Here is a 14,973-nt window from a genome sequence, read left to right as displayed (position 1 = left end):
TCAATCACAACGTTTATCAAACATCAAACACAGTCATCATCACACGGTTAAACGTGCACGACCTTTTGCGCGACGGCGAGCAAGTACTAAACGACCATTTTTTGTGGCCATACGAGCACGGAAACCGTGAACACGCTTACGCTTCAGTGAGCTGGGTTGGAAAGTACGTTTCATGGCAAAAAACCCAAATAAAGTAAAAAACAGGAAAGGAATTCTATAGATCAATCCTTATACTGTCAATCCTTTTCATATCAATGTACAAAACCTTTATTCACAGCATAAAGTGTTGATCAGTTAGATCTTTTTAGATTTAATCACAAACAACGCAAAAAGTTATCCACAACTTTCTTTCGAATTTAGCAGTTGATTTTTTGTTTTTAGGATTTGGAGGTATTATTATTAGACCCGCCTTTTTCTGTGCGTAACCGAAAAAAATCACGATAAATCAAAAAAATACCATGTTGATTAACCTGTGTATGAAAGGTGCATTGTTTGTGGATAACTCAGAAGTTAAAACTACCCACAGCTTTTTCCACAAAGTTTTCCACAGAACTTATCCACAATAATTATCGTGATTATTTGCAGAAAATTAAAATTTTCTCACGATAATTTTTTTTAAAGAGAAAAATGGTGTTGGAAAAGCAATGACAGGTGGTTTGTGATTGGCTAGAATGTTTTTTTGATCGAACGCTGCCGATTTGCAGCAAACTTTGGTTCGGTATTGAAAATACAGATTCCAGTTCAGTGAATCTTTAATCTTAGATGGGCTCATCCATCGTAACTGTGATGAGTGATGCTCAAATTGAGCTTTTTTGTTGATATCGCTGAAATTTACACATGATTGGAAATATTAGTCTCTGGATTGATGTTTCTTTAAGGCATTACGCATTCTTATTGATTAGTTTTGGGGAAATACATGGCTTGGACGGATTGTCTTGAGGCACTGCGCCACGAGATGGCAGACAATTTGTTTACATTATGGATTCGTCCATTAATTGCAGAAGAGCATGGTCATGTCTTATCGCTTTATGCACCCAATGCTTATTTTTCAAAGCATATTACCGATAACTACATCGAGCGTATTCGCGCACTGGCTTTTGAATATAGCAAAGGCGTTATTACAGACGTTCAAGTTAAATTTAGCCCAACGACACATAAGAAAATATCTTTGGATGATGATATTAAAGATCAGGATATTTCTGCACATAGCGTCGCTAATTTAAATATTGCAGATATTAATAATCAATCCTCATTTAATATTCAGCCCGAACAAGTTCGTCGCACGTTAAACAAAGGATATGTTTTTCAAGAGTTTGTTGAAGGTCCGACCAATAAAATGGCTTTTGAGACCTGTAAAACCGTTGTTAATCAATTGGGTGATTCTAAACATAATCCTCTGTTCCTATATGGTGCAACAGGTTTGGGTAAAACCCATTTAATGCAAGCAGTTGGTCATGCTGTTTTGGATAAATCGCCTAATGCGCGTGTCATGTATATGACTTCAGAGCAGTTTGTCTCGGGTTTTGTGACTGCTTTACAGCAACAACGCATTGATAAGTTTAAAAAAGATTGTCGTACTTTAGATTTACTCTTGGTTGATGATATTCAGTTTCTTGCAGGTAAAGCGGCGAGTTTAGAAGAGTTTTTTAATACCTTTAATGAGTTATTAACGGAATCCAAGCAGATTATCTTAACCTCGGATCGTTATCCTAAAGAAATCACTGAAATGGATGCACGTTTAGTATCTCGATTCTCTTGGGGATTATCCATTGCGGTAGAACCACCTGAATTAGAAAACCGCGTTGATATTCTACTGCGTAAAGCAAAATCCAGTGATTATGAATTACCACGTAATTGTGCATTATTTATTGCGCAGCAGGTGCAGGCAAACGTGCGGGAACTTGAGGGCGCATTAAATAAGGTCATTGCAACCGCGAGATTTAAAGGCGTTGATATTAGTATTGAGATTATTAAAGAAGCCTTAAAAGATCAGATTTCTATTCGTGCGCGTCAGATTAGTGTCGAGAATATTCAAAAAGTGGTTGTTGAATATTTCCGAATACCGATGCGTGAGTTAATCGGTTCTAAACGTACACGAGTTTATGTGCGTCCGCGTCAAATCGCGATGGGATTATCACGAGAACTCACTGGCGATAGCTTCCCTGAAATTGGTTCTGCTTTTGGTGGCCGAGACCACACGACGGTCATGCATGCCTGCGATAAAGTCGTAGAGCTCTGTAAGACAGATCCAGCTTTCGCTGCTGACTACAAAAATTTATTGCGGATGTTACAGGGCTAAAGTTTTAGTTCTTTTACGATTTCTGCACACAGACAGATGATATTTTGATGACTTTTGTTGTCAGATACGTACCTGCTGGCCTACAAAAATGTTATAACTCGTTATAGCACTGACCACTTTATTATAGATCTTAGAGCATGACTAAATTATGAAACTTAAAATCACTAAGGATTTGTTTTTACGCGCTTTATCCCAAGTTTCTAGCGCTGTTGAACGCCGTCATACTTTACCTATTTTATCCAATCTCAAGCTTGAAGTGACGCCAACCCATTTGACGTTGACCGCTTCTGATCTGGAGGTTGAGTTGGTAGCGCTTCTTGAGTTGCCACCTGGCGCTTGTATTGAAGCCGGTGCCACCACCTTATCTGCCCGTAAACTCATGGATATCTGTAAGTCACTGCCTAATGCTGCATTGATTGATTTGACCTCTGCGGATGATCGTCGTTGTCAACTGAAATCCGGTAGCAGCCGTTTTATGCTGGGTACATTGCCTGCAGAAGACTTTCCATTGTTAAGTGGTGGAGTCAGTGACTCCTTGACCTCTGGTACCCGTTTACAGATTGATCAACGCGCACTCAAGCGTTTACTGGATAAAACTGCTTTTGCCATGGCTGTACAAGACGTGCGCTTTTATCTGACTGGCATGCTGTTTGAAGCATCAGAAGGTCAGCTGCGTACAGTTACGACCGATGGTCATCGTTTAGCGATGCTTGAATCAACAGCAGTCCTTGAGGGCAGTACCGCCGTACAAGCGATCGTGCCACGCAAAGGTGTGCTTGAGTTGCAACGCCTGCTGGGCGCAGATGAAAGTCAATTGTCTATCCTGATTGGTCGTGAATTTCTCAGTGTGACCTTAACCCAACCGGGTAAAGTCAGCGACAGTCCAACCAGCGAAGATATCGAAATTCGTTTTACTACTAAATTAATCGACGGCAAATTCCCTGACTATCGCCGTGTTATTCCAAAAAATGGCGATAAAGTGATGCAAGTGGCTTTGGACGAGTTCAAACATACTTTGCAACGTGTAGCAATTCTCAGTAATGAAAAATTGCGTGGAGTGTTCTTACAGCTTAATGATCACAACATGCAAATGCGCGCTAATAACGCAGAGCAAGATGAAGCGGTTGAAGATCTGGTCATCAACTACCAAGGCACACCGCTTGAAATGTCATTCAATGCGCAATACCTACTTGATATTCTTAATGTTATTGATGGTGATACGCTACAAATGACCTTAAGTGATGCCAATGCATCGGCTCTGGTCCAAGATCCTGCTGCAGGCGGCGCTGTTTATGTTGTGATGCCGATGCGTGTTTAAGGCATTTTGCTTTAAATCGTTTCGTTTGATCACAGCCGTTTTGGCTTATTGTAATTGCAGAGTCTAAGCCTTATGCATCTGAATCGTGTAAGGATCGAAAGTTTAAGAAATATAACCCGTATGGAACTAGCCTCACTTGCGCCGTTGAATATTATTCATGGCGCAAATGGGAGCGGGAAATCTTCAGTGATTGAAGCAATCCATCTTCTCGCCACTGGGCGTTCTTTTCGTACTGCCAATCCCAAACATTATATCCGTTATCAAAGTCGCGACGCTTTGGTCTATGCAGAATCTGTTGACCACCGTATAGGCTTGAATAAATCATCCGATAATTTAGCGACACTGCGTTTGAATGGCGAGTCCATCGGTCAGAGCGATATTGCTCGAATTTTGCCTGTACAACTGATTAACCCCGAAAGCATGGATTTGTTGGAAAGTGGCAGTAAACCACGGCGACAACTTTTGGATTGGTTAATGTTCCACGTGGAACATAATTTTCATAATTTGTGGCTTCGCTATCAGCGAGCCTTAAAGCAGCGTAATGCCCTGCTCAAAAGTTCTGCACGTCCCGCAGAGTTGCTGGTGTGGGAACAGGAAATGGCGGTTACAGGAGAGCAGATCCATCGTATTCGCTTAGAAATCGCCAATACATGGTCAACAATATTTGGTGAAATTGTTGAAGAGTTGTTACCTGATCAAGGTATCCATTTTGAATATATTCCCGCCTTTGATCCTGAAAAAGGACTACTAGAGTCACTGATCGAGTCTCGGGAACGGGATAAAGAGCGTGGACACAGCCTGATAGGCATACATCGCGCAGATTTGCGATTCCGGACACATTTTGGCGCAGCAGAGCAGACCCTATCTCGAGGGCAAAAAAAGCTCCTTATCCTCGCTCTGAAGCTATCCCAGATCAAGATGCTACATGCCAAGGGGTGTGCTTCTGTGGTATTATTAGACGATATCACTGCTGAGCTTGATATGTCTGCACAAGTGCGTTTAATCACGTTACTTGTCGCTTTAAATAGTCAAATTTTTATGACGACAGTGGATTTGTCAGCCGTTTTAGTTGCGCTTCAAAACGTTGTTTTTCATAAGTCGCTGTTCCATCTGATTGATGGTCAGTTGGTTTCTTCTATTGAATAAGCATAATAAAAATTTATGTTAATTCAATATATTGAGAATTTATGATCTTTGAAGGGAGTGAGCTAGTAACGGCATTTGATGACTATCATGCTTATGATTGACCCAATGAGATTTGATTAATAGCGATGTAAAAGCCGATGAGATGATCGGCTTCCTGTTTTGATTGATTAGGATAATGTTTATGAGCCACGATTCAGAACAAAATGATGTAGCAAATAACAATCAAGGTGATGATCCGAGTGTAGCTGAAGTCGCTGAGCAAGTTGTTGCACCGACCTATGACTCGTCTAATATTAAAGTTTTGCGCGGCTTGGATGCTGTACGTAAACGTCCTGGTATGTATATTGGTGATACCGATGATGGCACTGGCCTCCATCACATGGTTTTTGAAGTCGTCGACAATGCGATTGATGAAGCCTTGGCTGGTTATTGTGATGAAATCGTCGTAACCATTCATGCCGATGAATCTGCCAGTGTTTCTGATAATGGCCGTGGAATCCCAGTCGATATCCATGCTGAAGAAGGGGTCTCAGCTGCTGAAGTAATCATGACCATCCTCCATGCTGGTGGTAAGTTTGATGACAACAGCTATAAAGTCTCTGGTGGTCTACACGGTGTTGGTGTTTCGGTTGTCAACGCATTATCTAGTAAACTTGAATTGACAATCTGTAAAGCAGGAATCAAATACCTGCAAGAGTATACCGACAGTGTTCCAGACTATCGTCTCAAGCAAGTTGGTACCACCACTGAACAAGGTTCAAAAATTCGCTTCTGGCCAAGCCCTGCGACCTTTACACAGACTATCTTCAATTACGATATTCTGCTCCGTCGTCTGCGTGAATTGTCGTTCCTGAACTCTGGTGTAAAAATCATTCTGCGTGATGAACGTACTGCAGTAGAACAAGTCTTTAATTCCGAAGGCGGTCTTGCTGAGTTTGTGCAGTTCATCAATATCGGCAAGCATCCGTTGATTGATATTTTTCACTTCACCGTGGAAAGCGATCATGGCATTGGTGTTGAAGTCGCATTGCAGTGGACCGATAGCTATAAGCAAGACACTGTATATTGCTTTACCAATAACATTCCACAAAAAGACGGTGGTACCCATCTTGCTGGATTCCGCGCTGCGCTAACGCGTGCGATGAATAGTTATATGGAAGGCGAGAGTATTCTCAAGAAAGAAAAAGTAGATATTACCGGTGATGATGCCCGTGAAGGTCTCACTGCGATTGTTTCAGTCAAAGTGCCAGATCCAAAGTTCTCTAGCCAAACCAAAGAAAAACTGGTTTCAAGTGAAGTTCGTCCTGCGGTTGAATCGGCGATGAATCGTGAATTCTCAACCTATCTGCTGGAGCGACCACAAGCAGCGAAAGCAATTGTCGGTAAGATTATCGATGCAGCACGCGCGCGTGATGCAGCACGCAAAGCGCGTGAAATGACGCGCCGTAAGAGTGCTCTTGATATCGCAGGCTTGCCTGGTAAATTGGCCGATTGCCAAGAGAAAGATCCAGCATTATCTGAATTGTATATCGTGGAAGGGGACTCTGCGGGCGGTAGTGCAAAGCAAGGCCGTAACCGCAAGATGCAAGCGATCCTGCCACTTAAAGGTAAGATCCTCAACGTTGAACGTGCACGCTTCGACCGCATGATTTCAAGCCAAGAAGTGGGGACACTCATTACTGCACTTGGCTGCGGAATTGGGCAAGAAGAATATAACCCTGAGAAGCTGCGTTACCATAAAATCATCATCATGACCGATGCGGACGTGGACGGTTCACACATCCGTACGCTGCTGTTGACCTTCTTCTTTAGACAAATGCCTGAGCTGTTTGAACGAGGCTATATCTATATTGCTCAGCCGCCGTTATATAAAATTAAACGTGGTAAGCAAGAGCAGTATTTGAAAGACAATGATGCGCTTGAAGAATATCTGCTCTCCAGCGCTTTGGATGATGTCGCGCTGCATGTCAATGCAGATGCGCCTGCCGTTGCCGGTGCGCAGCTTGAAACGTTGATTCGTGATTATCAGTCAACTCAGAAAATTCTGCTTCGCCTCTCTCAACGCTATCCAGTCTCATTGCTGCAATGCCTAATCAATTTAGATACGTTCCACGTGGAACATGCTAAGGATCGTCAGTTTGTAGAGACTTGGGCACAAGGTTTGATTGAAGCGATTGCGGTGAAGCAACCCTCGTTGAAACCAGAACTCAGTGTAGAGACTTTTGGTGAAGGGGATAGCCAGCGCCATTGGCCGCGTATCACGATCTATGTCCATCAGCTTCCACAGCATTATTTGCTGGATCTCACATTCTTCCAATCAGGCGAATATGCACGTTTGATGAGCCTTAGCAATTTGTGGCGTGGAATTTTGGAAGAAGGTGCGATCTTAAAACGCGGTGATAAACAGTTCCAGATTAGCTCGTTCAGTGAACTCTGGGATCACCTGATGAATGATTCTCGCCGTGGTGTGACTGTGCAGCGCTATAAAGGATTGGGTGAGATGAATCCTGAGCAATTGTGGGAAACCACCATGGATCCAGAAAATCGTCGCATGTTACGCGTCTCTATCACGGATGCAATTGAGGCAGATCACATGTTCTCTTGTCTGATGGGTGATGATGTAGAACCCCGCCGTGTCTTCATTGAAGAGAATGCACTCTCCGTGACTAATCTAGATGCTTAAATAGCCACGAGATTAACTACTGTAAAAAACGACATCTTTTAGATGTCGTTTTTTTTTGATCGATCAAGTCATGTCAGAATTTGGCTTTCAGGCTATGATTGGGCTCTTTCATCTTCATAGAACGGTCTGCTCATGAGCCTAAAGATCCATCATTTGAATTGTGGCACCATGTGTCCAGTCTGCGCAAAACTTGTCAACGGCGAAGGTGGTTGGCTAAGTCCTGCCAAACTGATCTGTCATGTGCTGTTGATCGAGACACCGCGTGATGGTTTGGTACTGGTCGATACGGGTTTTGGGCAACTGGATGTCCAAACGCCGCAGCGCCTTGGTCGGCCCTTTCTTGCGGTATCTCGCCCACAATTGGCATTGAGTGAAACTGCCGCTTTTCAAGTGACAGCGCTGGGTTTTAAAGTGGAAGATGTTCGGCATATCATTGTCACTCATCTCGATCTTGATCATGCTGGCGGTTTGCCAGATTTCCCACTCGCAAAAGTCCATGTCTTTCAGCCTGAGTTTGATGCAGCTATGCATCCGGATCTTCGCAGTAAAGCACGCTATCTACCATCACAATGGGCACATAGTCCACGGTGGGTAAAATATGATTCAGGTGTAGGCCAATCGTGGTTTGGATTGAATCATGTACAGTCTATTCAAGGCCTAGAAGATCAGATCTTTTTGGTACCATTGATTGGGCATACCCGGGGGCATTGTGGTATCGCTGTGAAAGGGGAGGATGGATGGCTCCTACATTGTGGAGATGCCTATTTTTCTCATAAAGAACTTACAAAGCCTTCAGAGATGCCATTGGGGTTGCGATTCTTTGAAGAGTTATTGCAAACAGATCGTCGTGCCAGAGTTGAAAATTTAAAGCAATTACAGAGACTACAGCGATCTCACGGACATGAGATTCAATTGTTCTGTGCACATGATCCGGTTGAATTTCAGCAGTATTAATCAATGTTTCACGTGATAAACAAGCGACCCTTTGTAGGGTCGTTTTTTTTGGTTAATTTATAGAGTGTTGTGATCGTGGAGGGGCCTCAAACAGAATGTGGGTTATTAATGAAGGCACGTGTTTAACATGTAAATTTTTGTATAAGTTTTGGCATACATTTTGCTCATTCATGTAGACCAAATGGTCAATTCATTTGATGGCAACCCTAAGTCCATCATCCATGAAGTGACTGATCTAAACCACTAAAGAAGCGACCTATCCCGTCTCTTCAAAACAGCATATACCGATATGCATGAGTAAGGAATAAAGTATGAAAAAAACATTCTTAGCCGCTTCTATAGCAACAGTCATTACGATGCCAATTGTTGCTTATGCAGCAGATGAGACAGCTGATGGTGATAAAATTGAACGTGTGGTCGTGACAGGTTCGAATATTTCAAGGATTAATAAAGAAGGACCTACCGCAGTAGAGATTATTAAACGGTCCGATATAGAGAAGACTGGAGCAAGTACAGTAGTCGAGTTATTGGGGAAAATTCCATCCGTTTCAGTACAACTTGATGGTAATGATAAAGCATCGTTTGCCCCCGGTGCTGCTTCAGTAGGTCTCAGAGGTCTTGATCCTAAATACACCTTAATTCTTTTAAATGGACGTCGGCTTGCAAATTATGGCTTTGCCGATGGTGCAGAAAATTCTTTTGTCGATCTAAATAATCTCCCGCTAGCAGCAATTGACTCTATAGAAATATTACGCGATGGCGCTTCAGCTATCTACGGCTCAGATGCGGTTGCTGGGGTCATCAATTTTAAAACGAGAAGAAATTATCAAGGAATTGAAGCAACCACAAATTTGGGTGCCAATGAAAAAGGTGATGGTCGTACAGCCGATGCTAGTGTGACAGCAGGTTGGGGTGATTTAGATAAAGATGGTAAAAATTTGCTGGTAACCTTAGATGCGTTTAATAGTAGTCCGCTTTTAAGCCAAAAGCACAAAGCTACGGCAGATCGAGATTTTAGGCGTTTTGGAGGCTCAGATGCTCGTAGTACGAGTGATTATTTAGGCAGTTTAAAAGACTATGATACAGGCGAAGGATTTCCTATCCCAGGTTGTCGTGGTATTGTTGATATTGATTCAACGGGTAATCCTGCATGTTTAACCAATCAAAAGGTGCAGTTATCACCGAGTAATCAGCGGATTGGATTATCTGGTATCTATACAATTCAAATAAATGCTACGGATGAATTATTTACGGAGCTGGGATTCAATCACAATAAAACGATTACCCAACGTGGCTTTCCTACATTTGATAGTACTTTTTTAGGGAGTACCGAAGGTTCAACGAATCCCGGTTTGGCTGGTTTACCAGGCCCAAGTGAAGATGGCACTTTAGCTGGTTTTACGCCAGGAGATATTTTACGTGTTTCCCGCAATATTTATGAAGCATCGCATTTGACAGATGTGACGACAAGCAACACCTTACGTTTAGTGACAGGCTGGCGTGGCACTATTGGGAAATGGGATAGTGAGCTAGGATTTAGTTTTAATCAAAATAAGCTCTCCAGTGAAACTAGTAATGCGGTACTTAAGGATGTATCTGCGCAAAGCCTCCAGGACGGTTTATTGGGGAATGGAGGGTATGATCCGTTTGTATATGCAAATCCTACGAGCGTCGTCGATCCGATGCTGACGACAACACAGCGCATTGCTGTATCTCGCCTATCTTCAATTGATTGGAAAATGTCTACACCAGAGCTGTTTACATTGAATTCTGCACCCGTAGGTTTTGCCTGGGGGCTTCAAGCTAGCCATGAGACGATCAATGATTCTCCTGATGCTAAAGAAGAGGCTGGTAATATTGCTGGTTCTGGGGCGACAGCAAGTAAAGCGGGTCGTTCACTGTATTCAATCTATGGCGAATTGAATATTCCGGTATTAAAGCAACTCGAAGCTCAGTTTGCGTTGCGTGACGATTATTATAGCGATTTTGGTAATGCCTTTAATCCTAAGCTTGCCTTTGCATGGCGCCCAATGAAAGAGGTTCTAGTCCGCGCATCCGCAACAACATCGTTTAAAGCACCGACATTGCCTGAGATCGCATCAACAGCTGCAGGCTACAATGTTGTTGCAGATTTTGCGCGCTGCGGTCCATTGGGTTATATCGGGCCTAATTGTGCTTATAGCATTCGTCAGTACACCCAAGGTAATCCAGATCTTAAAGCAGAAAAAGCCAACAATTATTCGTTTGGATTTGTTGTTCAGCCGATTAAAGATTTATCGGCATCTTTAGATTGGTATATGATTAATCAGCGCAACACTATTCAAGCAGAAGATCCACAGTTTATTTTGGATCATGAAGATAGTAGCCCAGAGTTTGCAGCTTTAATTGGTCGTGATCCACGTAACCCTGGACTTGAAGCAAGATACCCTGGTTTAAATAAAGGCCGAATTAAAAGTATTACTACACCATACGTCAATGTCGGAAAGACTGATACGCAAGGTCTAGATCTTGATCTCAAATATGTTTTATCTCTGGGGCAATACGGTAAGTTGAACCTCCGTGAGGTGAACAGTTATACCTTAACCTTCAAACAAAGTACTACACCAGGTGAACAACCTGTGAGTCGATTAGATAGCATCTATCATCCAAAATGGAAGAACACTTTCCGCATAGGCTATGAGTATTCGGCCAGTGAGCTAGCCTTTACTGCGCGGACTTCAGCTGGGACCAAGAATATTACCGATCCTACATATAACCAAGACCCAGAGATTACCGATGCACGTATCCCTTCCTATACAGTTTGGGATATGAACTATAACTTTAAAGCGACTGATCATTTGACATTGAATTTTGGCGTGAATAACTTATTTGATAAATCACCTGTATATGGCAGTACGACCTATCTGGATGATTTTATTACACCGCTGAATGACCATGTAGGGCGTTATTACTATGCCAACATGCGCTATAAGTTCTAAACGTCTTTTCATGTTCCACGTGGAACATGCATAAAAAAACGACACGCTAGCGTGTCGTTTTTATTTGAAAGAATGACTAAGCCTCTAATTCATCCAGCTCCATCATCATCTCAAGCAGGCTTTCGTCCAAGCTTGCAATCGAGGCTGTATGTTGCTGTTGTTGCTCCATCAGTTTCAGAAGTTCGGCTTTGCGAGACGCTTCATAGAGACCCGTATCAGCCATCGTCACTTCCAGTTGTTTGAGTTTATTGTGCAACTCTTGAATCTGTTTTTCAGTCTTTTCTATTTTGCTACGCAAAGGGCGGGTTTGTTCGCGCTTTGCGGCAGCTTCTTTACGCGCTTGCTCTTTATCGATGGGTTTGGCATTTTCTATTTTAGACGGCGCCTCAACGACTTTAGGGGCAACATCCACAACTTTCTTTGCAGCCGCTTTATCCGCAGCAGCTTTGGTGGGTTTAGCCGCCATCTCTTGCTGACGGGTTTGCTTGAGCCACTGGGCATAGTCAGCAAGATCGCCATCAAAAGTTCGACACGTCCCGCCATGAACCAGCAGTAAGTCATCACAGACACTGGCAATCAACTGACGTTCGTGAGAGACCAGAACAACCGCCCCTTTGAAGTCTTGCAAAGCCAACGTCAATGCATGACGCATATCGAGGTCCAAGTGGTTGGTCGGCTCATCTAATACCAGTACGTTAGGCCGTTGCCAGACGATCAATGCCAGTGCGAGGCGTGCACGTTCACCCCCAGAGAAACTGCCACAAGTGGTATCCATGCGTTCGCCGCTAAAGCCAAAACTACCAAGATAGGCCCGCAACTCAGCATCGGATATTTTCTTACCTGCAAGTCGCCCCAGTTGCAGCATAGGACTGGCATCGGCATCGAGTGCATCCATCTGGTGCTGGGCAAAATAGCCCAAGTTCAAATGCTCACTGGAAGTACGTTCCCCAGATAAAGGTTCAATCACGCCGGCGAGAGTTTTAATCAAGGTGGACTTACCCGCGCCGTTCATTCCCAGCAAACCTATACGGCTATCAGGCGTGAGTTGCAGGCGTATATTATTCACGATGATGGTTGTGCCGTAGCCTGCATCCACTTCATCTAATTGCAGGAGCGGGGAGCTCATCTTGCTCGGTTCACGGAAGCTAAAGGTAAACGGCGTATCGACATGGGCAGGAGCAAGCTTTTGCATGCGTTCAAGCTGCTTTACACGGCTTTGAGCTTGTTTCGCGCGAGTCGCCTGCGCACTAAAACGATCGATGTATTTTTGCAAATGAGCACGGGTTGCTTCTTGCTTTTCAAACGACTGTTGCTGCTGTGCTAAACGTTCAGCGCGAGTCTGTTCAAAGGTAGAGTAGTTGCCGGTGTACAGCGTGACTAAACCCGCCTCAATATGAATGATGTGGTCGGTAATGGCATCTAGAAAATCACGATCATGCGAAATCAGCACAAGGGTACCAGAGTAGTTCTTGAGCCACTCTTCAAGCCACAAGATAGCGTCCAAATCCAAATGGTTGGTTGGCTCATCCAGTAGTAGTAGGTCCGAGCGGCTCATGAGCGTACGCGCAAGATTCAAGCGCATGCGCCAGCCGCCTGAGAAGCTGGAGACGGGGGCAGATTGTTTCACTGTGGTAAAGCCAAGACCCGCCATCATTTGAGCTGCGCGCGCGGTCGCGGTATAGCCATCGATTTCACCGAAGCGCTCATGCAGTGAGGTGAGCTTCTCAAGAGGCATGGTGTCCGATTCATGCTCAAGCTGTTGATTGATCGTCCACCACTCTTCATCACCAGACAGAACAAAGTCTATCGCTGCGGTTTCCTGACTTTCGACTTCCTGAGCCATATGGGCAACGGTCCAGGTTGCTGGCCGAGTGAGACTGCCGACATCGGCCGCCATGTCACCCATAAAGGCTGCAAACAAGGTCGACTTCCCTGCGCCATTGACACCGGTTAAACCGACTTTCCAGCCAGGGTGAATTTGAAAGGTCGCCTTTTCAAACAATAGTCGACCGCCACGGCGGAGTGCAAAATCTTGGAGCTGAATCATTGAGAAAGCCTAAAGTAAACGGGCAAAATTAAGGAGGGGAATAGGATGCGCTATTGTAGTTTTTTGTGGATAGAATAACCAGTAATCAGGCTTGAGTTTAGTAACGGTTAGAGATTGGTAAGTGAGCTGAAAAGAAGTGTTGAGAGTCAGTACAGTTCTGATCCGTTAGGGCGTTGAATTATCATTATAAAATCCAAATTCGCTGTATTTATTAACAAAAATGTCAAACAGGTCAATGTAAATTGATGGCAATAGCGCTTGAAAAAAAATAATAGTTGGGCAGAATAGGCAGCGCGACGCATAAATAGCGGAATCACTCCGCAGACTAAAGGGAAAATTATATGAACATCAAAATGAAAATGGCATTAGCCGCATCAGCGGTAGCACTCGCAACTTCTGCGCAAGCTCAAACCATGTGTGTTTTTGACCTTCTGGGGGCGCAAGGGGACAGTTACTCCATGATGAAGGACTATGCACTGGCTGCAAAAGGATGGGGTGCAGATATTACACTGAAGGCCTACACCGATGAGCGTGTAGCTTCTGAAGACTTCAAAGCGGGCCAATGTGATGCCGTTGCATTAACCGGTATCCGTGCTCGTCAATTCAACAGCTTCACTGGTTCTATTGATGCGATTGGCGGCTTGCCAAGCAATGCAGCAGCAAAACTCATCATCAGCTTGATGGCAAACCCTAAACTTGCACCTGACATGGTCAGCCAAGGCTATGAAATTGCCGGTGTAACGACTCTGGGTTCTGCATACATCATGGTTAACGATCGCAGCATCAATACCCTGTCTAAAGCTGCTGGTAAGCGTTTTGGTGTATTGGACTATGATAAAGCACAAGCCATCGTGGTTCAGAAAGTCGGTGCACAGCCTGTTTCTGTGGACTTGCTGACCATTGGTGGTAAATTCAACAACGGCCAGATCGATATCATTGGTTTGCCTGCATTGGCGTTCAAACCACTTGAACTATACAAAGGCTTAGGCAATAAAGGTGCGGTCATCCGTTTCCCAGTTGTTCAAGTGACTGGCGATATCGTGATCCGTCCTGACAAATTCCCAGCTGGCTACGGTCAAAAGAGCCGTACGTGGGTTGCAAGTCAGATCGATAAAGAAATGGCTTTGATCAACAAAACCGAAAAATCCATTGATGCTAAATATTGGATGGATATTGCGGCCAATGACAAAGTGGGCTACGTGAAGTTGATGCGCGAAGCGCGTATTGATTTGACCAAACAAGGGATCTACAACAAAAAAATGATGTCGATCCTGAAGAAAGTACGTTGCCAACAAGATCCAACCAGCTTTGAATGTGCGTTGACTGACGAGTAATTCACGGGTTGTTAATCAATGTTTTAAAAAGCCAGCTGCATTGCTGGCTTTTTTTATGCAGGAAATGTAATAAATTGACTTATGTGACCGAAATAACATTAAAATGACGTCAATATCGACGGCGCCATGATATGGAATAATAGGTAAAGGACTGTATGCAGCTCAAGATGGGCTGGGGACGGACTAGACCCCTCGTTGTTAATCGTTTATGGAG

At 43.9% G+C, this 14,973-nt stretch carries 9 protein-coding genes; 7 read left to right on the top strand and 2 right to left on the bottom strand.

All coding sequences use genetic code 11. The annotated features are described in order from the left end of the window. Positions 1 to 39: 39 nt before the first annotated feature. On the bottom strand, positions 40 to 174 hold the full coding sequence (gene rpmH, locus HYN46_RS16575) for a 50S ribosomal protein L34 (protein WP_114900416.1): 135 nt from the start codon (positions 172 to 174) through the stop codon (positions 40 to 42). Between the two features lie 742 nt (positions 175 to 916). Here rpmH and dnaA point away from each other — a divergent pair. From dnaA to HYN46_RS16545, 6 genes are all read left to right on the top strand, one after another. Beyond that, the gene (gene dnaA / locus HYN46_RS16570; RefSeq protein ID WP_114900415.1) at positions 917 to 2,299 is read left to right on the top strand and encodes a chromosomal replication initiator protein DnaA; all 1,383 of its coding nucleotides are present in this window, start codon (positions 917 to 919) and stop codon (positions 2,297 to 2,299) included. Between the two features lie 148 nt (positions 2,300 to 2,447). Then, positions 2,448 to 3,617: a DNA polymerase III subunit beta gene (dnaN, locus tag HYN46_RS16565; protein WP_114900414.1), complete on the top strand. Its 1,170-nt coding sequence runs from the start codon at positions 2,448 to 2,450 to the stop codon at positions 3,615 to 3,617. 72 nt (positions 3,618 to 3,689) lie between these two features. Next, the gene (gene recF, locus HYN46_RS16560; protein ID WP_114900413.1) at positions 3,690 to 4,763 is read left to right on the top strand and encodes a DNA replication/repair protein RecF; all 1,074 of its coding nucleotides are present in this window, start codon (positions 3,690 to 3,692) and stop codon (positions 4,761 to 4,763) included. Positions 4,764 to 4,944: 181 nt separating this feature from the next. Next, positions 4,945 to 7,446 (top strand): DNA topoisomerase (ATP-hydrolyzing) subunit B, encoded by a 2,502-nt coding sequence (gene gyrB / locus HYN46_RS16555; protein ID WP_114900412.1) that lies wholly within the window; start codon positions 4,945 to 4,947, stop codon positions 7,444 to 7,446. A 132-nt stretch (positions 7,447 to 7,578) separates the two neighbouring features. Next, positions 7,579 to 8,400 carry an MBL fold metallo-hydrolase gene (locus tag HYN46_RS16550; RefSeq protein WP_114900411.1) on the top strand — a complete coding sequence of 274 codons (822 nt, stop codon included), beginning with the start codon at positions 7,579 to 7,581 and terminating at the stop codon, positions 8,398 to 8,400. Between the two features lie 311 nt (positions 8,401 to 8,711). Beyond that, complete coding sequence (locus HYN46_RS16545) at positions 8,712 to 11,378, top strand: TonB-dependent receptor (protein ID WP_114900410.1); 2,667 nt, start codon at positions 8,712 to 8,714, stop codon at positions 11,376 to 11,378. A gap of 76 nt (positions 11,379 to 11,454) precedes the next feature. On the opposite strand, the gene HYN46_RS16540 is transcribed toward HYN46_RS16545, so the two are convergent. Further along, positions 11,455 to 13,425 carry an ATP-binding cassette domain-containing protein gene (locus HYN46_RS16540; protein ID WP_114900409.1) on the bottom strand — a complete coding sequence of 657 codons (1,971 nt, stop codon included), beginning with the start codon at positions 13,423 to 13,425 and terminating at the stop codon, positions 11,455 to 11,457. A gap of 341 nt (positions 13,426 to 13,766) precedes the next feature. On the opposite strand from HYN46_RS16540, the gene HYN46_RS16535 reads away from it, so the two are divergent. Continuing rightward, complete coding sequence (locus HYN46_RS16535; protein ID WP_114900408.1) at positions 13,767 to 14,759, top strand: putative solute-binding protein; 993 nt, start codon at positions 13,767 to 13,769, stop codon at positions 14,757 to 14,759. The last annotated feature ends 214 nt before the right edge of the window (positions 14,760 to 14,973 follow it).

It is taken from the genome of Aquirhabdus parva (genome assembly GCF_003351745.1).
Lineage (GTDB): Bacteria > Pseudomonadota > Gammaproteobacteria > Pseudomonadales > Moraxellaceae > Aquirhabdus > Aquirhabdus parva.
Note: the sequence above shows the minus strand (reverse complement) of the source record. Positions and strands in the feature narration are given on the sequence as shown.